Source organism: Leclercia barmai (genome assembly GCF_049312895.1).
GTDB lineage: Bacteria > Pseudomonadota > Gammaproteobacteria > Enterobacterales > Enterobacteriaceae > Enterobacter > Enterobacter barmai.
Map to the genome: position 1 here is coordinate 783,150 of NZ_JBMNWZ010000002.1, position 23,248 is coordinate 806,397.

A 23,248-nucleotide genomic window follows, 5' to 3' on the forward strand; every position below is an offset into this window, starting at 1 on the left:
ACATGCGGGGGTTGAGGAGGTGTGAAACAAAACGCGGACGTTTACGCGTTAGCTTCTTTAACTTCGCGGATGCGGTCCTGATATTCGCGCAGTTTCTGCGGCGTCATCATTCGACGCTGATCGTCGAGCACCATACCGCCGACTTCATCGGCGATGTGCTGGGCAGACTGCAGCATCAGCTTAAAGTTTTGCAGTTCATCGCCATAAGACGGCACCTGCATAAAGATCGTAATACCCGGCGTGGTGAAATCACCGGTCATCTCAGGATCAAAGGTTCCCGGATTAACCATGTTCGCCAGGCTGAACAGCGAAGGACCGCTGCCATCAGGGCTGAGATGGCGATGGAAAATATTCATGTCGCCAAACTTAAAGCCCGCCTGATGAATGCTGTTGAGCAGCACTTCACCGTTAATGGTCGTGCCCTGGTGGGCCGCCACGCTCATGACAATCACCGTCTCTTTACGCTGCGGTTTTTCAACCACTGGCGCAGCTTCGACAACCGGCTCTGGCTCTGCGACAGGCGCTGGGGCGGGTTGCGGCGCAGGAGCTACCGGCTGTGGAGCCTGCTGCACGACGGGTTGAGGCTGCGGCTGAGGTTCAGGCTGAGCGGCATACTGCGGCTGTTGCACCGGCTGCTGACGCACAGGTTCATGCTGCTGCGGTTGCTGCTGCGGCTGGTGTACCGGTTCGGCCACAGGCTGCGGCGCAGCCGGACGTGGCTGAGCAGATGCGTAAGGCGGCTGGTACTGATGCTGCGAAGGCTGACGAGGCGCTTCATGCTCCCCATGCGCAGTATTAGCCCGATGAACGCGTACTTCACCCACACCCTCGTCTTCCGTCTCTTCGATATCGTCATCGCTATCGTCGTCACGGTTAGACCTCATGCGCTTCAGTGGGCGATCGCGAAACATAGAAGAGCGCTCTTTACGGCTGGTCCAGAAACCATGTACCAGTAAAGCGATTATGGCGATCGCGCCAACAATGATTAATATCAGACGCAAATCCTGCATCATTATATTCTCTGTTGTTCTAACACCTTGCCACCACGGCAAACATTTACTCACTAAGAGTATTTGCCGATTACGTCAAGTGCAAGTGCGTGCAGAGCATTCGCAGCATAAAGATGAACTAAATCGTGCTTTTTGCTGTTTTTTCGAACATTTCCGAACTGGTCAACGTGCCGCAACTGGCTAATATAGGCAGGCAATTTCACTGGTTGTGATAAAAGGAGCTCAACCTGGTTATGGTTTCATCGACATCTTCCCCTCCACGCAGCGGCGTCTGGTACTTTTCCCAGGGCTGGAAACTGGTTTCATTGCCCGGAATCAGACGTTTTGTGATCCTGCCTCTGCTGATCAACATTCTGCTGATGGGTGGCGCTTTCTGGTGGCTGTTTACCCGCCTCGATACCTGGATCCCGGCGCTGATGAGCCATGTTCCCGACTGGCTGCAGTGGCTGAGCTATCTGCTGTGGCCAATCGTCATCATTTCGGTTCTGCTGGTGTTTGGCTATTTCTTCTCGACCATTGCCAACTGGATTGCGGCCCCGTTTAACGGTATGCTGGCCGAACAGCTTGAGGCCCGGCTCACGGGTGCCACACCACCAGATACCGGCGTGCTGGGTATCATGAAAGATCTGCCGCGCATCATGAAACGCGAGTGGCAGAAGCTGGCGTGGTATCTGCCCCGCGCCATCGTGCTGCTGCTTCTCTACTTTATACCGGGGATCGGCCAGACCGTTGCGCCCGTGCTGTGGTTCCTGTTCAGCGCCTGGATGCTGGCCATTCAGTATTGCGACTACCCGTTCGATAACCATAAGGTACCGTTTAAAGAGATGCGCACTGCCTTGCGCAGCCGTAAGGTGGCCAATATGCAGTTTGGCGCGCTGACCAGCCTGTTCAACATGATTCCGTTCCTGAATCTTTTCATCATGCCGGTGGCGGTCTGCGGCGCGACGGCGATGTGGGTCGACTGTTATCGAGACAAACACGCGTTGTGGAAATAAGTTAAAAAAAGGGGTGGCTTATGCCATCCCTTATTCCATACTGATCCCCATTATTTCCTTGCAGCATATAGATATGCGAATTCCTTACTTCCCCATACTTTTGCAACAGGTATGCTGGGTCGGTATCCCAATTTCAAACAGTTAAGGACAGGCCATGAGTAAGATTTTTGAAGACAACTCGCTGACTATCGGTCACACGCCCCTGGTTCGACTGAACCGTATCGGTAATGGACGCATTCTGGCTAAGGTGGAATCTCGTAACCCAAGCTTCAGCGTAAAATGCCGTATCGGTGCCAATATGATTTGGGATGCGGAAAAGCGTGGCGTGTTGAAGCCTGGCGTGGAGCTGGTTGAGCCAACCAGCGGTAACACCGGCATCGCGCTGGCCTATGTTGCTGCAGCGCGCGGTTATAAGCTGACGCTGACCATGCCTGAGACCATGAGTATTGAACGTCGCAAGCTGCTGAAAGCCCTGGGCGCAAATCTGGTCTTAACCGAAGGCGCTAAAGGTATGAAAGGCGCGATTCAGAAAGCCGAAGAAATTGTTGCCAGCGATCCGGCGAAATATCTGCTGCTCCAGCAGTTCAGCAATCCGGCTAACCCGGAAATTCACGAGAAGACCACCGGTCCGGAAATCTGGGAAGATACCGACGGCCAGGTTGATGTCTTTATTTCAGGTGTGGGTACCGGCGGTACGCTGACTGGCGTTAGCCGCTATATTAAAGGCACGAAAGGTAAAAAGGATCTGATTACCGTTGCCGTTGAACCAACCGATTCCCCGGTAATCGCTCAGGCGCTGGCCGGTGAAGAGCTGAAGCCAGGCCCACATAAAATTCAGGGTATCGGCGCGGGCTTTATTCCGGGCAACCTGGATCTGAAACTGATTGATAAAGTGGTGGCTATCACTAACGATGAAGCTATCTCTACCGCACGCCGCCTGATGGAAGAAGAAGGCATTCTGGCAGGTATCTCTTCCGGTGCTGCCGTCGCCGCCGCGCTGAAATTACTCGAAGATGAAACCTTTACCAATAAGAATATCGTGGTTATTCTTCCATCGTCGGGTGAGCGTTATTTAAGTACTGCACTGTTTGCCGATCTCTTTACCGAGAAAGAACTGCAACAGTAGTGCCAGAATGTAAATATCGCGTAAAAAAGCACCCACATGGGTGCTTTTTTGTGGCCTGCTTCAAACTTTTATCTCTTCCGGCATTGCTCAACCCCGTTGGCTCTGGTATTTAAGCTGACAATTATTTTGAAGCACGAAATTAATCGTTGCAGGAATTCCCGCTGCTGAATCGATTTTATGATTTGGTTCAAGTCTTGCTTTCGCGGCATAATGTTTAATGTCGAGCGAGACGTCAGCAGCCTGACATGCCAGCACCGGATATGTTTGACACTTTGGTGTCACGTGCCGTTGAACCGGTGCTAACAATACAGGCTAAAGTCCTGCCGCCAGGCTAGACTTTAGTTCCACAACACTAAACCAATAAGTTGGGGAAATACAATGTTCCAGCAAGAAGTTACCATTACCGCTCCGAACGGTCTGCACACCCGCCCTGCTGCTCAGTTTGTTAAAGAAGCAAAAGGCTTCACTTCTGAGATCACTGTGACTTCCAACGGCAAAAGCGCGAGCGCAAAAAGCCTGTTCAAACTGCAGACTCTGGGTCTGACTCAGGGCACCGTTGTGACCATCTCCGCTGAAGGCGAAGACGAGCAGAAAGCAGTTGAGCATCTGGTAAAACTGATGGCTGAGCTCGAGTAAGTTTCCGGGTTCTTTTAAATATCAGTCACAAGTAAGGTAGGGTTATGATTTCAGGCATTTTAGCATCCCCGGGTATCGCTTTCGGCAAAGCACTGCTGCTGAAAGAAGACGAGATCGTCATCGACCGGAAAAAAATTTCTGCTGATAAGGTAAATCAGGAAGTTGAACGTTTTCTGAGCGGCCGTGCAAAAGCATCTGCGCAGCTGGAAACGATCAAAACTAAAGCTGGCGAAACTTTCGGTGAAGAAAAAGAAGCCATCTTCGAAGGGCACATCATGTTGCTCGAAGATGAGGAGCTTGAGCAGGAAATCATAGCCCTGATTAAAGATAAAGGCATGACGGCGGATGCCGCTGCGCATGAAGTTATCGAAGGTCAGGCAACTGCCCTGGAAGAGCTGGATGATGAATACCTGAAAGAGCGTGCGGCTGACGTGCGTGATATCGGTAAGCGCCTGCTGCGCAACATCCTCGGCCTTGCCATCATCGATCTGAGCGCCATTCAGGATGAAGTTATCCTGGTTGCTGCCGACCTGACCCCGTCAGAAACCGCACAGCTGAACCTGAACAAGGTGCTGGGTTTCATCACTGACGCCGGTGGCCGTACCTCCCACACCTCTATCATGGCGCGTTCTCTGGAGCTGCCAGCCATCGTGGGTACCGGTAGCGTCACCGCTCAGGTTAAAAACGACGACTATCTGATTCTGGATGCCGTAAACAATCTGGTTTACGTCAACCCAACTAACGAAGAGATCGAAAAACTGCGCGCGGTTCAGGAGCAGGTTGCGACTGAAAAAGCGGAGCTGGCTAAGCTGAAAGATCTGCCAGCCATCACCCTGGATGGTCATCAGGTTGAAGTGTGCGCAAACATCGGTACCGTTCGCGACGTCGATGGCGCTGAGCGCAACGGTGCGGAAGGTGTTGGTCTCTATCGTACTGAATTCCTGTTCATGGACCGTGACGCCCTGCCAACCGAAGAAGAGCAGTTCGCTGCCTATAAAGCGGTTGCTGAAGCCTGTGGCTCCCAGGCCGTTATCGTCCGTACCATGGACATCGGTGGCGACAAAGAGCTGCCGTACATGAACTTCCCGAAAGAAGAGAACCCGTTCCTGGGCTGGCGTGCCGTGCGTATCGCAATGGATCGTAAAGAGATCCTGCGCGACCAGGTTCGCGCTATCCTGCGTGCTTCCGCTTTCGGTAAGCTGCGCATCATGTTCCCGATGATCATCTCTGTTGAAGAAGTGCGCGCACTGAAGAAAGAGATTGAGATCTACAAACAGGAACTGCGTGACGAAGGTAAAGCATTCGATGAATCCATCGAAGTTGGCGTGATGGTGGAAACCCCAGCCGCAGCAACGATTGCCCGTCATTTAGCGAAAGAAGTCGATTTCTTTAGTATTGGTACCAACGATTTAACCCAGTACACCCTGGCAGTTGACCGTGGTAATGATATGATTTCACATCTTTACCAGCCAATGTCACCGTCCGTCCTGACGCTTATCAAGCAAGTTATTGATGCTTCTCATGCAGAAGGCAAATGGACTGGTATGTGTGGTGAGCTTGCAGGCGACGAACGTGCTACACTTCTGTTGCTGGGTATGGGTCTGGACGAATTCTCTATGAGCGCCATTTCCATCCCGCGCATTAAGAAGATCATCCGTAACACGAACTTCGAAGATGCGAAGGTATTAGCAGAGCAGGCTCTTGCTCAACCGACAACGGACGAGTTAATGACGCTGGTTAACAAGTTCATTGAAGAAAAAACAATCTGCTAATCCACGAGATGCGGCCCAATTTACTGCTTAGGAGAGATGGCTAATGGGGTTATTTAGTAAACTGTTCGGTGACAAAGGCAACAACGACACCGGAACTATTGAGATTGTTGCTCCGCTGTCTGGTGAAATCGTCAACATCGAAGACGTGCCGGATGTCGTGTTTGCAGAGAAAATCGTGGGTGATGGCATTGCTATCAAACCAACCGGTAACAAAATGGTTGCACCGGTAGATGGTACCATCGGTAAGATCTTTGAAACCAACCACGCATTCTCTATCGAATCTGATAGCGGTATTGAGCTGTTCGTTCACTTCGGTATCGACACCGTCGAGCTGAAAGGCGAAGGCTTCAAGCGTATCGCTGAAGAAGGCCAGCGCGTTAAAGTTGGCGACCCGGTTATTGAATTCGATCTGCCACTGCTGGAAGAGAAAGCCAAGTCTACCCTGACTCCGGTTGTTATCTCCAACATGGACGAAATCAAAGAACTGATCAAACTGTCCGGCAGCGTTACCGTGGGTGAAACCCCGGTTATCCGCATCAAAAAGTAATTTTTGGCCGCACAGAGAAATGGCGCCTTCGGGCGCCATTTTTGTTTGTTAAGCGGGTAAAACCAGCTCGTCGTAACCCTTCTCCTGGGTATACTGCATGACCTGCGTCACCCTGTCCCCTGCCCGGCTTATCGCCGCCGCCACGCTCTCCTGCTGTACCAGCGCACTCACCAGCTCAGAACAGAACAGATCGCCGGTGCCTTTCAGATCGGCTTTGATACGTGGGTGCGCGCTGACCGTCACGTTATCGTGGGAAACCAGCACCACATGAATAGCGTCCGCATCGCCACTTACAGGGGCGCTGGTGATCGCCACCCACTGCAGGGTATCGGAAAGCAGCCCTTTTGCGGCGGCAATGGCGCTGTCGTTATCGCGACAGGTTTTTCCGCTGAGCACTTCCAGCTCGTAGACGTTCGGCGTAATCCCCTGCGCCAGCGGCAGCAGATGCTGGCGGTAGGCTTCCGGGATTTCGGGTTTAACGTAGGTTCCGCTGTCGGTGTCGCCAATCACCGGATCGACCAGAATAAGCAGGTCGGGATGCTGCACCTTCACCGCGCGCAGCCAGTTTGCCAGCAGGATAATCTGGCTGGCGCTGCCCATATAGCCGGTAGTGACCGCCTTCAGCTCGCGCAAAATGTCACGCTCTTCCAGCGCTTTCAGGTAGCCGCTGAACCATTCGTCGGGGATCACCCCGCCGTAAAAGGTATCGTAGTGCGGAGTATTACTGAACAGCACCGTCGGGACCGCCGTCACGTTAAGACGATGCTGGCGGATATTGGGTACCGCAATGCTGTTGCCCACGCTGCCGTACACCACCTGGGACTGAACCGCCACAATATCGCTCTGCTGCGCCCGGGTTTTATCCCGGAATAAAATCATCTCCATCGCGTTTAGATCCCTGCGCCCTGCGCATAGCTCTCCTCACCAAAGACGCCGGTAGATAAATAGCGATCGCCGCGATCGCAGATGATCGCCACGACTACCGCGCCGGGCACTGCCTCTGCAATCCGCAGTGCACCCGCTACCGCGCCGCCAGAACTGACGCCGCAGAAAACGCCTTCGCGCACGGCCAGTTCACGCATGGTATTTTCCGCCTCGCGCTGGTGAATATCCAGCACCTGATCCACAAGCTGGGCATTAAAGATCCCCGGCATATACTCCGCAGGCCAGCGGCGAATGCCCGGGATGCTGCTGCCCTCTTCCGGCTGCAGGCCGACAATGGTGACCGCCTTTTCCTGCTCGCGCAGAAAACGGGAGACGCCGGTGATGGTGCCCGTGGTGCCCATGCTGGAGACGAAATGGGTAATGCGCCCTTCGGTCTGCTGCCAGATCTCCGGCCCGGTGGTGGTGTAATGCGCGTAGGGGTTATCAGGATTATTGAACTGATCGAGCAGCTTGCCTTCACCGCGCTCAGCCATGGCCTGCGCTAAATCGCGCGCCCCTTCCATGCCCTGCTCTTTGGTCACCAGAATCAGCTCGGCACCGTATGCGCGCATCGCGGCACGGCGCTCCTGGCTCATGTTGTCCGGCATCAGCAGCTTCATGCGGTAGCCTTTGAGCGCGGCGATCATCGCCAGCGCAATGCCGGTATTCCCGCTGGTCGCCTCGATCAGCACATCGCCCGGTTTGATTTCTCCGCGCTTTTCCGCCTCGACAATCATCGACAGCGCGGCCCGATCCTTGACCGAACCCGCCGGGTTATTGCCTTCCAGTTTGATCCAGATTTCGCTGCCGTTGTCCGGCCCCATGCGCTGCAGTTTGATCAGGGGGGTGTTGCCGATGGTTTGTTCGAGTGTATTCACGATTTTTACTCAATAAAAAAGCCGGGTGGCGCTTCGCTTACCCGGCCTACATCCGTATTTTTGTAGGCCCGGTAAGCGTAGCGCCACCGGGCGATAAACATGGTCAATAAACTATCAGGCAGATTCCGCCAGAGCAAGATCTCCCCGCGTCTCGATGCGATCATTATCGTGATAAATACGCGCGTGTTGCAGACCGACAAACAGGCGTTCACCGCGGTATGGCGGCTCTTCGTCGCGCATCACCACCGTCAGCGGTTCGCTGTACCAGCCGAGCGGCTGCACCACCAGCTGGGTATAGTGACCTTTCGGGCTGGCTTCCAGCACCTGTACCGGCAGCGGCGAGTCGAGGCTGGTGCGGCGGCTGACGTCCACTTCCCACGGGCGCAGGAAGAGATCCACCGGCCCCTGATACGCAGGCGTATAGCCGAGCGGCCAGCGGTGGGCGCCGACGTGGAACTGACCGCCGCGGATGTTGCCGTGCAGACGGTTCACTTCGCCCATAAACTCCAGCACGAAGCGGGTTGCCGGCTCGCGCCACAGTTGATCGGGTTCGTCGACCTGTTCGATATTCCCCTGGCTCATCACCACCACCCGGTCGGCCACTTCCATCGCCTCTTCCTGATCGTGGGTGACGAAGACGCTGGTGAACTTCAGCTCTTCGTGCAGCTGACGCAGCCAGCGGCGCAGCTCTTTACGCACCTGCGCATCCAGCGCGCCAAAAGGTTCATCAAGCAGCAGAATTTGCGGCTCTACCGCCAGGGCACGGGCCAGGGCCACGCGCTGTTTCTGGCCACCGGACAGCTGCGCCGGATAGCGATCGACCAGGTGAGCCAGCTGCACCATCTCCAGCAGTTTGGTGACTTTCGCTTTGATGGTCGCGGCGTCCGGGCGTTCACGACGCGGCAGCACCGTCAGGCCGAAGGCGATATTGTCGAACACCGTCATATGGCGGAACAGGGCGTAATGCTGGAACACGAATCCCACCTTACGGTCGCGCGCGTGCAGGCGGCTGACGTCGGTGCCGTGGAAACGTATGTGCCCGCTGGTCTGGTGCTCCAGACCGGCGATAATACGCAGCAGCGTGGTTTTCCCGGAGCCAGACGGCCCCAGCAGCGCCACCATTTGTCCGGAAGGGATATCCAGCGAGATATCGTTCAGCACCTGGGTGCGACCAAAGGACTTCTTAATATTGGCAATCTCAATGCTCATGATTTCCCTCCTGATGCTGGCGTTTGGCCTGATTCTCTAAACGCCACTGCACCATACTCTTTAAAAACAGGGTCAAAATAGCCATCAGCGTCAGCAGGGCTGCGGCGGTAAAGGAACCGACGGTGTTATAGTCCTGCTCCAGCAATTCAATTTGTAACGGCAGCGACAGGGTTTCGCCGCGGATCGAGCCGGACACTACCGACACCGCGCCAAACTCGCCAATCGCGCGGGCGTTGGTCAATACCACGCCATACAGCAGCGCCCAGCGGATGTTTGGCAGGGTGACGCGGCGGAACATCTGCCAGCCGGATGCGCCCAGCAGAACCGCCGCTTCATCTTCGTTGCTGCCCTGACTTAACATCACCGGCACCAGCTCACGCACTACAAACGGACAGGTGACAAAGACCGTGACCAGCACCATGCCCGGCCAGGCGAACATGATCTGCAGGTTATGTTCATCCAGCCAGCCGCCCAGCGGGCCGTTGGAGCCGTAGAACAGCAGATAAACCAGACCGGCGACCACCGGCGAGACCGCAAACGGAATGTCCAGCAGGGTCAGCAGCAGCTGGCGGCCCGGGAAGTCAAAGCGCGTCACAAGCCAGGCCAGCAGGATGCCAAACACCAGGTTCACCGGCACGGTAATAAGGGCAATCATGACCGTCAGCCAGATCGCATGCAGCATATCCGGGTCAGCCAGGTTTTGCAGCGCGGGCATGATCCCCTTGCTGAACGCCTGGACAAAGATGTAAACCATCGGCACGACCAGAATGAAGGCCGATACCAGCACGCCGGTGCCGATCAGCACCCACTTTCCCCAGTTAATGCGGGGGGCGTCGTAGCGTTTCAATTGAGTAACTTCCGCCATTAGTGACCTACCACGCGTCGACCAAAGCGACTTTGCAGAGTGTTAATCGAGAACAGCAGCAGCAGCGAGGCTGCGAGGATCACCGAGGCAATGGCGCTCGCCGCCGGGTAATCAAACTCCTGCAAACGGACAAAAATCATCAGCGAGGTCACTTCGGTTTTCCACGCGATGTTACCGGCGATAAAAATTACCGCGCCGAACTCACCGAGGCTCCGGGTGAACGACAGCGCCACGCCTGCCAGCAGGGCCGGATAGAGCTCGGGCATCACCACTTTGCGGAAACTCTGCCAGCGCGTCGCGCCCAGGGTCTCTGCCGCTTCTTCGTATTCCGGACCTAACTCCTCCAGCACCGGCTGCACGGTACGCACCACAAACGGGATGCTGGTAAAGGCCATCGCCACCGCAATGCCGAGCCAGGTGTAGGTCACTTTGATATCAAACTTCGCCAGCCACTCGCCGTAAAAACCGTTAACGGAGAACAGCGAAGCGAGCGTTAAGCCCGCCACCGCCGTCGGCAGCGCGAAGGGTAAATCCATCAGCGCATCCAGCAGCGTGCGGCCCGGGAAGCGGTAGCGGGTTAAGATCCACGCCATCAGCAGGCCGAATACGCCATTGAAGATGGACGCGACAAACGCCGACAGCAGCGTCACCTTATAGGCCGCCACCACCTGCGGGTTGCTGATCACCTCCCAGTACTGGGACCAGCTCATCTCAGAGAGCTGAACCACCAGCGCGCTGAGCGGTAATAACAAAATCAGACAGACGAACAGCAGGCTGGTCCCGAGGCTTAAGGTAAAGCCCGGCAGCACACGTCTGGAGGAAACTGCAAACATTACTTACGCCCCGCCGCCAACAGTTTGTCTAACTCACCGCCGCTGACGAAATGGGTTTTCATCACTTCAGGCCAGCCGCCAAAATGGTCTTCCACGCGGAACAGCTCGGTCTGCGGGAATTTGTCTTTCAGCTTGTTCATCACGTCCGGGTTATTCACGCGATAGTAATAATCGGTGATCACCGTCTGGGCCTGCGGGCTGTAGAGATAGTTCAGATAGGCTTTCGCCGCTTTCTCTGTGCCGTTGGCTTCGACGTTTTTATCCACCCACGCCACCGGGAACTCCGCCAGCACGTTGGTTTTCGGGATCACCACTTCAAAGCCCTGGGCTTCGTACTGCTTACGGATGTTGTTCACTTCCGATTCAAAGCTGATCAGCACATCACCCAGACCGCGCTCCGCGAAGGTGGTGGTCGCCCCGCGCCCGCCGGTATCGAACACTTCGACGTTTTTCAGGAACTGGGTCATGAACTGTTCGGTTTTGGCTTTATCGTTGCCGTCCGCTTTGTCTGCGGCGCCCCAGGCGGCCAGATAGGTGTAACGGGCGTTGCCGGAGGTTTTCGGGTTCGGGAAAATCAGCTTCACGTCTGAACGCACGAGGTCGTTCCAGTCGTGAATGTTCTTCGGGTTGCCCTTACGCACCAGGAAGCCCATGGTGGAGTAGAACGGCGAGCTGTTGTTCGGCAGACGGCTCTGCCAGTCGGCAGGGATCAGCTTGCCTTTGTCGTGCAGGATCTGCACGTCGGTAATCTGGTTATAGGTGACCACATCGGCCTTCAGCCCCTGCAGAATGGCCAGCGCCTGCTTCGACGAGCCGGCATGGGACTGCTTGATCGTCAGTTTGTCGCCGTTATTGTCTTTCGCCCACTGCTGTTCGAATGGCGGGTTCAGGGCGGCAAAGAGCTCGCGCGAGACGTCATAAGAGCTGTTCAACAGCTCGGTTGCCTGCGCCTGCGCGGCCAGCAACACGGAAGCTGCCAGCACCAGAGATCCTTTTTTCAGTACAGTAACGGCCATTGCGCACCCTTAAGATGTGATGATTTTCTAAGGGTCATCATATTTATAACGAGTACTAAAGGAGTAACGGTTTTATATACCGTTTAGTGATTTGGAAGCAGAAAAGGGAATAAGCATTAATCCCCTCTCCCCTGTGGGGAGAGGGTCAGGGTGAGGGGGCTTTTATAACGCCAGCAGACGCTCAACGGACGGTGCAAAGTAGTAGCCGCCGGTCACCGGTTTGGTGAAGCGCAGCATTGCGTCGCGCTTGCCGTCGGTGTCGCCAAACATGCTCAGCAGCTGCTGTTCGATGTTGTACAGGCGTGCGCAGTAGGCGCAGAAGTAGAGGCCATTTGTCCCGCTGGCGGTGCCGTACGGCAGGCTCTGGCGGACAATCTTCAGTCCTTTACCGTCCTCTTTCAGATCGACGCGGCTCAGGTGTGAGGTCGCCGGGCGGTCGTCGCCGTCGATCTCTTCATTGGCCTCTTTGGTGCGGCCAATCATCATCTCCTGATCGTGCACGCTCATGCGGTTAAGCTGCTTGAGGTTGTGCTCCCAGCGCTGAACGAACACGTAGCTGCCGCCCGCATCCACGCCCTCTTTGATCACCGCCACTTCACGACGGGTCTCATCCCCTGCCGGGTTTTCGGTGCCGTCAACGAAGCCGCTCAGATCGCGCTCTTCCACCCAGCGGAAACCGTGGATCTCTTCTTTTACCTCAACGCAGTCGCCAAAGGCAGCCATCGCGGCCTGGGCAATGGAGAAGTTCACGTCGTGACGCAGAGAGAGAATATGGATCAGCACGTCGTACTGGGTGGCCGGGGCCAGACCTTTACCGTAAGGGACAAAGTCCTTCAGCTCTTCAGCCCCTTCCCCGCCGCTCAGCTGACGCCAGACGTCGTGGCCAAACGCCACCACCGCGCCGCAGTGCGCATCCGGGAATTTGGCCTGGAAGGTGGCCACGTTATCAATAAAGACTTTGCTGGCCGCACGCAGGGCATCGGTATCCCCTTTGACATTGGCTTCGATCCAAATCGCCGCGCGGCAATGTTCTGGCAAAATGCCACTCTGAACCTGAGACATCGCTCCTCCTGAAAAAAAGATGCCACGAAGTCGTGGCATTGTTGGCGGCGATTATACCCGCTTTTTTAACGAGGCGGCTTGTCCAGGCGCAATTTACTGCTGCCAGATAATTTTGCTGACTTTCCAGTTTTTCAGCGCGTCGTCAGAAGGCATCAACCCTTCCGGGCCGTTCCAGGTTCCGCTGAACTGATAGCTGATGTGCTGGCTGCCTTCCGCCTTACACTCCACCGCCACGCTCTCTTCGTTCGGGGCGCTGGTGCAGTTGCCGTAGGCCTTCTGATACAGGTCGCTGAACGGGGTACCGACCTTCACGCCGCTGTCGGTTTCAACGTCGCTGTCCAGCACTTCGATGCGCGTCACCGTGTTTTTGTCACCGTTAATTACCATCGCCAGCTGGTCATCTTTTAGCGCTTCGAAATAGTGCACGATGTTGCCGTTCTGTGTTTTCATGCCGCTGCGCAGCCGGTAATCACCGCCCAGTGCCGATTCGATGGCGCTCTGTTCCAGCGGCGTGGCGGCGGTGAGATTTCCGACGCCCTGCTCGGTCACGTCGGTGGAGGAGCCGAACCAGTTCCAGGGATAGGCCGCAGACCAGTTAACGGCGGAGAGCGTTGAACAGCCCGTCAGGACAACGGGGAGCGCGCATAACAGTAAACGCAGCGATTTCATCGGGAGTTCCTTTCTGGTTATTTGAACGCTTGTTGGAGTACAGCATCGCTAAAAAGTGCCGTTTAATCTTTCTCAGGCGTAAAACAGGCGCGCAGACGGGGGTTGGTCAGCAGCCACAGTAGCGCCACAATATCGGCCACCACCAGCGCAATCCCCACGCCGCTCAGGGCTTCCCCTTTCAACCACAGCAGGGGCTGCCAGCACAGCAGAACGCACTGGGCAAGGATCAGCAGCCCGCGTAGAGCCTGCCACAGGCGCGGCCAGAGATGCCGCCGCCCGCTCAGCATAAAGGCCAGCACCGCCGGGATCCCCGGCAGCAGCCCCAGCCAGAAGTTATCGTGATCGGGATAAAACAGGTTCAGCAAGGTGTTGCCCTGATCGCGGGAAGCCCCGGCCATCACGAACAGCACCCAGGTACGGGCCTGAAGCAGCAGCACGCACCAGAACAGAAACGGCAGGCGGACCCGGCCGTGGCTGTCGTAGTCGCCCGGGTGGAAATCAATACTCTTCATCTTCTATCAGGCGCTTGCCCAGCGTCAGCACGTCGGCATGTTCATAGTTAAGTCGCTCGTACATGCCCAGCACCATGTCATTATCTTCCCGCACCATGATCTGAATTTTTGGACAGCCGCGGGCGATCAGTTTCTTTTCCAGACGATTGAGCAGCGCGTTAGCGATGCCGCGCCCGCGAAATTCCGGGTGGACGCCCAGATAATAGGCCGAGCCGCGGTGACCGTCGTAACCGCCCATCACGGTGCCGACCACTTCGCCGTTGACCTCCGCCACCAGGAACAGACTGACGTCATGATTGAGCTTACGCTCAATGTCCATCTCCGGATCGTTCCACGGTCGCAGTAGCTCGCAGCGCTCCCAAAGGGTGATGACCTCTTCGAAGTCTGCCTGGCGAAAAACGCGTATCTCCATGGTATTAACCGCCTTTTTGGGTTCAAAAACAGTGATTATGACGCGAACGCCCTCTTTCGCCAATATCCAGCGAAAAACGCCTGAAAATTTGGCATAATGGCACTTTGTCACGTATTGAAATGAAAAGTAAAACAATTCGCCACATGGACTGTCGTAACGGAAAAGACGATACGATATAACACCAGGACCCCAATTTTTACAATTCAGGCCGCATGAGCACATTCAAACCATTAAAAGCACTCACATCGCGTCGTCAGGTTCTCAAAGCGGGGCTGGCGGCCTTAACGTTAACAGGCATCGCAAAGCAGGCTCAGGCAAAAGAAGAGAGCACGCTAAAAACCAGTAACGGACACAGCAAGCCTAAAACCAAAAAAGCCGGGGCGAAGCGTCTGGTGATGCTCGATCCGGGCCACGGCGGCATTGATACCGGCGCCATTGGCAAAAACGGTTCGAAAGAAAAACACGTTGTGCTGGCGATTGCAAAAAATGTCCGGTCGATTTTACGCAGCAACGGCATTGACGCCCGCCTGACGCGCTCCGGCGACACCTTTATTCCGCTGTACGACCGCGTGGAGATCGCCCACCAGCACGGCGCGGATCTGTTTATGTCGATCCACGCGGACGGCTTTACTAACCCCTCGGCGGCCGGCGCATCGGTGTTTGCCCTCTCCAACCGTGGCGCCAGTAGCGCCATGGCAAAATACCTCTCCGACCGGGAAAACCGCGCAGATGAGGTGGCCGGGAAGAAAACCACCGACAAAGATCATCTCCTGCAGCAGGTGTTGTTTGACCTGGTTCAGACCGATACCATCAAAAACAGCCTGACGCTCGGGTCGCATATTCTGAAGAAGATTAAGCCGGTGCACCGTCTGCACAGCAAAGGCACCGAACAGGCGGCGTTTGTGGTGCTGAAATCGCCGTCAATTCCGTCCGTGCTGGTGGAAACCTCCTTTATTACCAACCCGGAAGAAGAGCGTCTGCTCGGCACCACGGCGTTTCGTCAGAAGATCGCCAACGCGATTGCCTCCGGCATTATCAGTTACTTCAACTGGTTCGATAACCAGAAAGCGCACTCCAGGAAACGTTGATGAAACCCAATGCACAGTTGGTCAAAGCCTTCCTGCTGCAACTGCAGGATGACATTTGCCAGAAACTGAGCGCCGTCGATGGCGGTGAATTCCAGCAGGATGAGTGGCAGCGCGAAGCCGGCGGCGGCGGGCGCAGCCGCGTACTGCGCAACGGCGGCGTATTCGAGCAGGCCGGGGTCAACTTCTCCCACGTGCACGGCGACGCGATGCCCGCCTCGGCGACCGCGCACCGCCCGGAACTGGCAGGCCGCAGCTTTGAGGCGATGGGCGTCTCGCTGGTTGTCCATCCTCATAACCCGTTCGTGCCCACCAGCCACGCCAACGTGCGCTTTTTTATCGCCGAGAAACCGGGCGCCGATCCGGTGTGGTGGTTTGGCGGCGGCTTCGACTTAACGCCTTTCTACGGGTTTGAAGAGGACGCGGTGCACTGGCACCAGACTGCCCACGACCTGTGCCAGCCCTTTGGCGAAGAGGTCTACCCGAAGTACAAAAAGTGGTGCGATGACTATTTTTACCTCAAGCACCGCGACGAGCAGCGCGGCATTGGCGGTCTGTTCTTCGACGATCTGAACACCCCGGACTTCGATACCGCCTTCAGCTTTATGCAGGCGGTCGGCAATGGCTACACCGACGCCTACCTGCCGATTGTCGAACGGCGCAAGAACCACGATTACGGCGTGCGCGAGCGCGAGTTCCAGCTCTATCGCCGCGGGCGTTACGTGGAGTTTAATCTGGTGTGGGATCGCGGCACGCTCTTCGGCCTGCAGACCGGCGGGCGCACGGAGTCGATTCTGATGTCGATGCCGCCGCTGGTGCGCTGGGAGTACAGCTTTGAACCGAAAGAAGGCAGCCGCGAGGCTGCCCTGAAGGAGTTTATTAAGGTTCGGGACTGGATTTAACCCCCTCACCCTAACCCTCTCCCCAAAGGGGAGAGGGAACCGCACGGAACCGTCTTTTCACCCTCGCCCCTCTGGGGAGAGGGCCGGGGTGAGGGGAATCCCACTTACAGCGGCTGCGTCTGCGCCTCTACCACCGCCAGCGCCACCATGTTCACAATGCGACGCACAGAGGCAATCGGGGTTAACACATGCACCGGTTTCGCCACGCCCATCAGCACCGGCCCCACGGTCACCCCTTCAGAACTGGAGACGCGCAGCAGGTTGTAGCTGATACGCGCCGCTTCCACATTCGGCATGATCAGCACGTTGGCAGAGCCTTTCAGCGGGCTGTCCGGCATGCGTTCGTTGCGAATGCTCTCCACCAGCGCGGCGTCGCCGTGCATTTCCCCGTCGATCATCAGCTCCGGCGCGCGCTCGCGTACCAGTTCCAGGGTCTGGCGCATTTTGCAGGCGGCAGCCGATTTGGATGAGCCGAAGTTGGAGTGCGACAGCAGGGCCACTTTCGGTTCGATACCAAAGCGACGCACCGTTTCCGCCGCCATCACGGTGATCTCCGCCAGCTGTTCCGGGGTTGGATCGTCGTTGACGTAGGTGTCGGCAATGAAGGTGTTGCCGCTTGGCAGCAGCAGCGCGTTCATCGCCCCGGCGGTATGCACGTTTTCGCGATAGCCGAAGATCTCCTGCACCACGCTGAAGTGCTCGTGATAGTCGCCGATGGTGCCGCAGATCAGCGCGTCGGCCTCGCCGCGGTGAACCATGATCGCCCCGATCACCGTGGTATTGCTGATCACCGCCCGCTGGGCCTGCTCCTGGGTGATCCCCCGGCGTTTCATGATGGCGTAGTACTCGTTCCAGTACTCCTTGAAGCGCGGATCGGACTCATTGTTGACGATCTCAAAGTCCACGCCCGGCTTGATCTGCAGCCCCAGCTTCTGGATACGCATCTCGATCACGCTCGGACGGCCAATCAGGATCGGCTTCGCCAGCCCCAGGCTCACCAGCTCCTGAGTGGCGTGCAGGACGCGCGCCTCTTCCCCTTCCGCCAGCACCACGCGTTTTGCGTCCGTGCGCGCCTGGGAGAAGATCGGCTTCATAAACAGATTGGTTTTGTAGACGAACTCGGTGAGTTTATCGACGTAGGCGTCAAAGTCCTGAATCGGGCGTGTCGCCACGCCGGAGTCCATCGCCGCCTTCGCAACCGCCGGAGCGATCTTCACGATCAGGCGCGGATCGAACGGTTTAGGAATGATGTAGTCCGGGCCGAAGCTCAGATCCTGATCGCCATAGGCTGAGGCCACCACTTCGCTCTGCTCGGCGTGGGCCAGCTCGGCAATGGCGTGAACCGCAGCCAGCTTCATCTCTTCGTTGATGGCGGTGGCGCCGACGTCCAGCGCCCCGCGGAAGATGAACGGGAAGCAGAGAACGTTGTTCACTTGGTTCGGATAGTCAGAGCGGCCGGTACAGATAATGGCATCCGGGCGCACCGCTTTTGCCAGCGGCGGCAGGATCTCCGGCTCCGGGTTGGCCAGGGCGAGGATTAACGGCGCGCGCGCCATCTTCATCACCATCTCTTCGCTGAGCACTTTCGGGCCCGAGCAGCCGAGGAAGATATCCGCCCCGTCCATCACCTCTGCCAGGCTGCGCTTGCCGTCGTCTTCCACGGCGTAGGCGGCTTTGGTCTCCGCCATATTGGCTTCGCGGCCCTTGTAGATCACCCCTTTGGAGTCGCAGACCACGATGTTGTGCTTCTGCATGCCCAGCGCCACCAGCAGGTTCATACAGGCGATGGCTGCCGCACCCGCGCCGGAGACCACCATGCGCACGTCAGAGAGGTTTTTCTCCACTACCCGCAGGCCGTTGAGGATGGCGGCGGTGCTGATGATGGCCGTCCCGTGCTGATCGTCGTGGAACACCGGAATGTTCATGCGCTCACGCAGCTTCTGCTCGATATAGAAACATTCCGGCGCTTTGATGTCTTCGAGGTTGATGCCGCCAAAGGTCGGCTCCAGCGCGGCCACCACGTTGATGAATTTATCCGGGTCGAGCTCGTCCACTTCAATATCAAACACGTCGATACCGGCGAATTTCTTGAACAGTACGCCTTTCCCTTCCATTACCGGTTTACCGGCCAGCGCCCCGATATTGCCCAGCCCCAGTACCGCCGTACCGTTGGAGATCACCGCCACCAGGTTGCCGCGGGCGGTGTATTTGTAGGCCGCCAGCGGATCTTTTTCGATTTCGAGACAGGGCGCGGCGACGCCGGGCGAGTAGGCCAGCGCCAGGTCGCGCTGGGTGGCGAGAGGTTTGGTCGGAGAAACCTGAATTTTGCCTGGTACGGGGAATTCATGAAAATCGAGGGCACTCTGTTTCAACTGCTCATCCATTGTAGGGTTCCTTTCACTTATCGTTAAAAAGGGTGATGTAGTTATGGTCCTGATGTTCACCCTGGCGTGGCGGACAGTATCGCCGTTGACCGCCGTTCAAACTTTGAAGGCTGCCAAACTCTGACCATCCAGAAACAAAAATTGTTATCAATTTATAACAATCATGTTACCTGCCCAACGAAGCAAGACCATGCTCGTCTGCTATGCTTTTTTGTTAAGTACGTCGCGAAATTCACAGAAGTGTGTTTCTAAGCACTCCATCAACTCTTTTATTTATAAGGAGTAATCATTTATGAACCAACTAGACGGCATCAAACAATTCACCACGGTCGTTGCCGACAGCGGTGATATCGAATCCATCCGCCACTACCAGCCCCAGGATGCGACCACCAACCCGTCGCTGCTGCTGAAAGCCGCCGGCCTGGCGCACTTCTCGCACCTGATCGACGACGCCATCGCGTACGGTAAAGGACGCGGTAAAACCAAAGAACAACAGGTTGCCGAGGCCAGCGACAAGCTGGCGGTGAATATTGGTAGCGAAATTCTGAAAAGCATTCCGGGGCGCGTCTCCACCGAAGTGGATGCCCGCCTCTCCTTTGACCAGGAGAAAAGCATCGCCAAAGCGCGGCACCTGGTGCAGCTCTACGAGGCGCAGGATGTCGAGAAGTCGCGGATTCTGATCAAGCTGGCCTCCACCTGGGAGGGGATCCGCGCCGCCGAAGTGCTGGAAAAAGAGGGGATCAACTGCAACCTCACCCTGCTGTTCTCGTTCGCTCAGGCACGCGCCTGCGCCGAAGCCGGGGTGCATCTGGTTTCCCCGTTCGTCGGGCGTATCTATGACTGGTATCAGGCCCGCCAGCCGATGGACCCCTACGTGGTGGAAGAAGATCCCGGCGTGAAATCCGTTCGCAATATCTACGACTACTACAAGCAACACCGCTATGAAACCATCGTGATGGGCGCCAGCTTCCGCCGCACCGAGCAGATCCTCGCCCTCACCGGCTGCGACCGCCTGACCATCTCCCCTAACCTGCTGAAAGAGCTGCAGGACAAAGATGAGCCGGTTATCCGCCGCCTGGTGCCGTCCTCAACGGTGCTGCCAAAACCAAAACCCATGACCGAAGCCGAATTCCGCTGGGAGCATAATCAGGACGCCATGGCGGTCGAGAAGCTGTCAGAAGGGATCCGTCTTTTCGCGGTCGACCAACGCAAACTTGAAGATCTGCTCGCCGCCAAACTGTAACCTTGCCATGGAGTGAACTATGTCCCGTAAAGAGTTAGCCAATGCCATTCGCGCCCTCAGCATGGATGCCGTGCAAAAAGCCAATTCCGGCCATCCAGGCGCACCTATGGGCATGGCCGATATCGCCGAAGTGTTGTGGAACGACTTCCTGAAACATAACCCCAACGATCCGACGTGGTACGACCGCGACCGCTTTATTCTCTCTAACGGTCACGCCTCGATGCTGCTCTACAGCCTGCTGCATCTCTCCGGCTATAACCTGCCGCTGGAAGAGCTGAAAAACTTCCGTCAGCTGCACTCGAAAACGCCGGGACACCCGGAGCTGGGGTATACGCCAGGCGTCGAAACCACCACCGGGCCACTCGGTCAGGGGCTGGCGAATGCGGTTGGGCTGGCGATTGCCGAGCGCACGCTGGCGGCGCAGTTTAACCAGCCGGGACATGAAATTGTCGATCACCATACTTATGTGTTTATGGGCGACGGCTGTCTGATGGAGGGGATCTCTCACGAGGTCTGCTCTCTGGCGGGCACGCTGGGTCTGGGCAAGCTGATTGGTTTCTACGATCACAACGGCATCTCCATTGACGGCGAAACCGAGGGCTGGTTCACCGACGACACCGCCAAACGCTTTGAAGCCTACCACTGGCACGTGGTGCATGAGATTGACGGCCACGATCCCGAGGCGCTGAAAGCGGCTATTCAGGAAGCGCAAAGCGTGACGGACAAACCGTCGCTGATTATCTGTCGCACGGTCATCGGATTTGGCTCGCCGAACAAAGCCGGGAAGGAAGAGGCCCACGGTGCGGCGCTGGGCGAAGAGGAAGTGGCCCTGACCCGGCAGAAGCTGGGCTGGAAATACCCGGCCTTCGAAGTGCCAAAAGAGATCTACCAGGCCTGGGATGCCCGCGAGGCGGGCGAAAAAGCCCAGAAAGAGTGGAACGACAAATTCGCGGCCTACCAGAAGGCGCACCCGGAGCTGGCCGCTGAGTTCAGCCGTCGCATGAGCGGCGGCCTGCCTGAGGACTGGGAAGAGACCACCCAGGCGCTGATTGAGAATCTACAGGCTAACCCGGCGAAAATCGCCACCCGTAAGGCGTCGCAAAACGTCCTTAATGCCATCGGCCCGAGCCTGCCGGAGCTGCTGGGCGGCTCGGCGGACCTGGCGCCCAGTAACCTGACGATCTGGTCGGGTTCCACCTCGATCAAAGAGGATCTTGCCGGGAACTACATTCACTACGGGGTGCGCGAGTTCGGGATGACCGCCATTGCCAACGGTATCGCCCATCACGGCGGATTCGTGCCTTACACCGCCACCTTCCTGATGTTCGTGGAGTATGCGCGTAACGCCGCGCGTATGGCGGCGCTGATGAAGGCCCGGCAGATCATGGTCTATACCCACGACTCCATTGGTCTCGGGGAAGATGGCCCGACCCACCAGGCGGTGGAACAGCTGGCCAGCCTGCGTCTGACGCCGAACTTCAGCACCTGGCGTCCTTGCGATCAGGTCGAAGCAGCGGTGGGCTGGAAGCTGGCGGTGGAACGTCATAACGGCCCGACGGCGCTGATCCTCTCCCGTCAGAACCTGGCGCAGATCGAACGTACCCCGGAGCAGGTGAAAAACATTGCCCGCGGGGGGTATATCCTCAAAGACAGCGGCGGCAAGCCGGACGTGATTTTGATTGCCACCGGTTCGGAGATGGAGATCACCGTCAAGGCGGCCGAGAAACTCACCGCCGAAGGCCATGCGGTGCGGGTGGTGTCGCTGCCTTCCACGGATATCTTTGATGCCCAGGATGAAGCCTACCGCGAGTCGGTGCTGCCTTCAGACGTGACGGCGCGTGTGGCCGTTGAAGCGGGGATCGCGGATTACTGGTACAAGTACGTCGGGCTGAAGGGGGCAATCGTCGGGATGACCGGCTACGGTGAATCCGCTCCGGCCGACAAGCTGTTCCCGTTCTTCGGCTTTACCGTGGAGAACGTGGTAGAGAAGGCGCAGAATTTGCTTTAAGTGCCTCGCCCGGCGGCGCTATGCTTGCCGGGCCTACAAGGTCAACGTCATTTCGTAGGCCGGGTAAGCGCAGCGCCACCCGGCTTTTTAACGCGTAATCCACAGCGTCGGCCATGAATCCGGGCCATGCCAGTTATCGCAGCTCGGCTCTTCGGCATAGCGCACCAGACGGAAGCGCTGCCCGCTAAAACGCCAGCGCGTCTGGATACCGCAGTCTGCAATGCCCCGGCCCAGCGCCAGGGTGGTCAGCTCGCGGCTCTTCTCATCAAAACTGGCGTTCATTAACTCCATCTCGCTGCTGTCGCTCGACGGCACAAAAGGCAGGCGCAGGCGCACCACGTGCGAAGCGAACGGCTTTTTACGCGAGACCAGCCAGGCTAAATCGACGGTGTTGTATGCCCCCGCCTCGCAGCTAACTATCAGCAGCGCTTTGTCATCCGTTAAGGCGGTGACCCGCACTTCACGACGCGCCGGGTCGAGGGAACACTGGCTGTTATTGATGCGCCAGGTGCCATAGTCCAGTAGATCGCTGCGCTCCTCGCGGGTAAGCGGCGTCGGGGTCGGGTTCACCACGGCCACCTCTTTCAGCGCAGGCGCAGGCGGCACGCTCAGCGGCGGCTGCGCGCCTTTGTTGATCCACGCCGTTTCACTCCCGCCACGCTTTTGCTGGGCGTCAATAAACTGCAGCGCCTCTTTCAGCCCATCCAGAGAGATCGTCTGCTTGCCGTCGGCAAGGGTGATGGCCCTTTTTTGCTGCAGGGTGGTCAACAGGGCGGTAATGGTGGCGGCATGGTCAGTGGTCAAGCGCCACGGGGTAATTTTCCAGTGCGGGGGATCGAAGCGCAAGGGCTCGCCGTCGAGCAGCAAGCGGGGCGCGATGGCGGGCTGTTTAGGATCGGGCGTTTCCAGCCCACCGAGATCGATACGCAGCACCGCGTCGGTTTTCGCCCCGGCGCTGCGGCTTAAGGTCATCACCAGCCCGTTGTGCTCGCCGGTGTTGCGCGCGATGCAAAAGTTCTGGTTATTGCAGGTCACCTGCCAGTCAGTGAACGACTGCTGTGCAGGTGCCGCCCGGGCCAAAGACGCAGGCAGCACGCTGAGCATGAAAACAAGTAAAAGGCAGTGACGCATGAATAGCAGGATCCCGGAAGCAATGACTG

Annotated in this window: 22 protein-coding genes; 9 read left to right on the forward strand and 13 right to left on the reverse strand. The window is 57.2% G+C overall.

The window, feature by feature from the left end; translation table 11 throughout:
- Positions 1-41 precede the first annotated feature (41 nt).
- On the reverse strand, positions 42-1,013 hold the full coding sequence (gene zipA, locus ACOYA6_RS12015) for a cell division protein ZipA (RefSeq protein WP_422654756.1): 972 nt from the start codon (positions 1,011-1,013) through the stop codon (positions 42-44).
- Between the two features lie 230 nt (positions 1,014-1,243).
- Between zipA and cysZ the strand changes: the two genes are divergently transcribed.
- The 5 genes from cysZ (at position 1,244) to crr (ending at position 6,086) form a co-directional block, all read left to right on the forward strand.
- Complete coding sequence (cysZ, locus tag ACOYA6_RS12020; protein WP_422654757.1) at positions 1,244-2,005, forward strand: sulfate transporter CysZ; 762 nt, start codon at positions 1,244-1,246, stop codon at positions 2,003-2,005.
- Positions 2,006-2,159: 154 nt separating this feature from the next.
- Complete coding sequence (cysK, locus tag ACOYA6_RS12025) at positions 2,160-3,131, forward strand: cysteine synthase A (RefSeq protein WP_039029656.1); 972 nt, start codon at positions 2,160-2,162, stop codon at positions 3,129-3,131.
- Positions 3,132-3,509: 378 nt separating this feature from the next.
- On the forward strand, positions 3,510-3,767 hold the full coding sequence (gene ptsH, locus ACOYA6_RS12030) for a phosphocarrier protein Hpr (RefSeq protein WP_000487600.1): 258 nt from the start codon (positions 3,510-3,512) through the stop codon (positions 3,765-3,767).
- 44 nt (positions 3,768-3,811) lie between these two features.
- Complete coding sequence (gene ptsI, locus ACOYA6_RS12035; protein WP_039029657.1) at positions 3,812-5,539, forward strand: phosphoenolpyruvate-protein phosphotransferase PtsI; 1,728 nt, start codon at positions 3,812-3,814, stop codon at positions 5,537-5,539.
- Between the two features lie 43 nt (positions 5,540-5,582).
- Positions 5,583-6,086 carry a PTS glucose transporter subunit IIA gene (gene crr / locus ACOYA6_RS12040; protein ID WP_039029658.1) on the forward strand — a complete coding sequence of 168 codons (504 nt, stop codon included), beginning with the start codon at positions 5,583-5,585 and terminating at the stop codon, positions 6,084-6,086.
- Between the two features lie 48 nt (positions 6,087-6,134).
- Here the strand turns inward: crr and pdxK are convergent, their stop codons facing one another.
- The 10 genes from pdxK to ACOYA6_RS12090 form a co-directional block, all read right to left on the reverse strand.
- On the reverse strand, positions 6,135-6,971 hold the full coding sequence (gene pdxK, locus ACOYA6_RS12045) for a pyridoxine/pyridoxal/pyridoxamine kinase (protein WP_138369794.1): 837 nt from the start codon (positions 6,969-6,971) through the stop codon (positions 6,135-6,137).
- A 5-nt stretch (positions 6,972-6,976) separates the two neighbouring features.
- Positions 6,977-7,888 (reverse strand): cysteine synthase CysM, encoded by a 912-nt coding sequence (cysM, locus tag ACOYA6_RS12050; RefSeq protein WP_422654758.1) that lies wholly within the window; start codon positions 7,886-7,888, stop codon positions 6,977-6,979.
- A 114-nt stretch (positions 7,889-8,002) separates the two neighbouring features.
- Positions 8,003-9,097, reverse strand: coding sequence for a sulfate/thiosulfate ABC transporter ATP-binding protein CysA (gene cysA, locus ACOYA6_RS12055; protein ID WP_422654759.1), 1,095 nt, complete (start codon positions 9,095-9,097; stop codon positions 8,003-8,005).
- Positions 9,087-9,962: a sulfate/thiosulfate ABC transporter permease CysW gene (cysW, locus tag ACOYA6_RS12060; protein ID WP_039029662.1), complete on the reverse strand. Its 876-nt coding sequence runs from the start codon at positions 9,960-9,962 to the stop codon at positions 9,087-9,089. Before cysW ends, cysA begins: the two co-directional genes overlap by 11 nt.
- Complete coding sequence (cysT, locus tag ACOYA6_RS12065; protein WP_422654760.1) at positions 9,962-10,795, reverse strand: sulfate/thiosulfate ABC transporter permease CysT; 834 nt, start codon at positions 10,793-10,795, stop codon at positions 9,962-9,964. Before cysT ends, cysW begins: the two co-directional genes overlap by 1 nt.
- Complete coding sequence (locus ACOYA6_RS12070; protein ID WP_422654761.1) at positions 10,795-11,811, reverse strand: sulfate ABC transporter substrate-binding protein; 1,017 nt, start codon at positions 11,809-11,811, stop codon at positions 10,795-10,797. The genes cysT and ACOYA6_RS12070 overlap by 1 nt, the downstream gene beginning before the upstream one ends.
- A 162-nt stretch (positions 11,812-11,973) precedes the next feature.
- Positions 11,974-12,873, reverse strand: coding sequence for a Dyp-type peroxidase (locus tag ACOYA6_RS12075; RefSeq protein WP_039029665.1), 900 nt, complete (start codon positions 12,871-12,873; stop codon positions 11,974-11,976).
- Between the two features lie 93 nt (positions 12,874-12,966).
- Complete coding sequence (locus ACOYA6_RS12080; protein WP_039029666.1) at positions 12,967-13,542, reverse strand: RpoE-regulated lipoprotein; 576 nt, start codon at positions 13,540-13,542, stop codon at positions 12,967-12,969.
- Positions 13,543-13,604: 62 nt separating this feature from the next.
- Positions 13,605-14,054, reverse strand: coding sequence for a DUF2919 domain-containing protein (locus ACOYA6_RS12085; protein WP_039029667.1), 450 nt, complete (start codon positions 14,052-14,054; stop codon positions 13,605-13,607).
- Positions 14,041-14,466, reverse strand: a complete 426-nt coding sequence (locus ACOYA6_RS12090; RefSeq protein ID WP_032613000.1) for a GNAT family acetyltransferase — start codon at positions 14,464-14,466, stop codon at positions 14,041-14,043. The genes ACOYA6_RS12085 and ACOYA6_RS12090 overlap by 14 nt, the downstream gene beginning before the upstream one ends.
- 212 nt (positions 14,467-14,678) lie before the next feature.
- Here ACOYA6_RS12090 and amiA point away from each other — a divergent pair, with 212 nt between their 5' ends.
- Positions 14,679-15,554 carry an N-acetylmuramoyl-L-alanine amidase AmiA gene (amiA, locus tag ACOYA6_RS12095; RefSeq protein ID WP_039029668.1) on the forward strand — a complete coding sequence of 292 codons (876 nt, stop codon included), beginning with the start codon at positions 14,679-14,681 and terminating at the stop codon, positions 15,552-15,554.
- On the forward strand, positions 15,554-16,453 hold the full coding sequence (gene hemF / locus ACOYA6_RS12100) for an oxygen-dependent coproporphyrinogen oxidase (protein WP_039029669.1): 900 nt from the start codon (positions 15,554-15,556) through the stop codon (positions 16,451-16,453). Before amiA ends, hemF begins: the two co-directional genes overlap by 1 nt.
- A 104-nt stretch (positions 16,454-16,557) precedes the next feature.
- Here the strand turns inward: hemF and maeB are convergent, their stop codons facing one another.
- Complete coding sequence (maeB, locus tag ACOYA6_RS12105) at positions 16,558-18,837, reverse strand: NADP-dependent oxaloacetate-decarboxylating malate dehydrogenase (protein WP_039029670.1); 2,280 nt, start codon at positions 18,835-18,837, stop codon at positions 16,558-16,560.
- A 292-nt stretch (positions 18,838-19,129) separates the two neighbouring features.
- Here maeB and tal point away from each other — a divergent pair, with 292 nt between their 5' ends.
- Together tal and tkt are read left to right on the forward strand one after the other, a co-directional pair.
- Positions 19,130-20,080, forward strand: a complete 951-nt coding sequence (gene tal / locus ACOYA6_RS12110) for a transaldolase (RefSeq protein WP_039029671.1) — start codon at positions 19,130-19,132, stop codon at positions 20,078-20,080.
- 19 nt (positions 20,081-20,099) lie between these two features.
- Positions 20,100-22,088 carry a transketolase gene (tkt, locus tag ACOYA6_RS12115; RefSeq protein WP_039029672.1) on the forward strand — a complete coding sequence of 663 codons (1,989 nt, stop codon included), beginning with the start codon at positions 20,100-20,102 and terminating at the stop codon, positions 22,086-22,088.
- A gap of 87 nt (positions 22,089-22,175) precedes the next feature.
- On the opposite strand, the gene ACOYA6_RS12120 is transcribed toward tkt, so the two are convergent.
- On the reverse strand, positions 22,176-23,219 hold the full coding sequence (locus ACOYA6_RS12120; RefSeq protein WP_039029673.1) for a DUF1176 domain-containing protein: 1,044 nt from the start codon (positions 23,217-23,219) through the stop codon (positions 22,176-22,178).
- Positions 23,220-23,248: the final 29 nt, after the last annotated feature.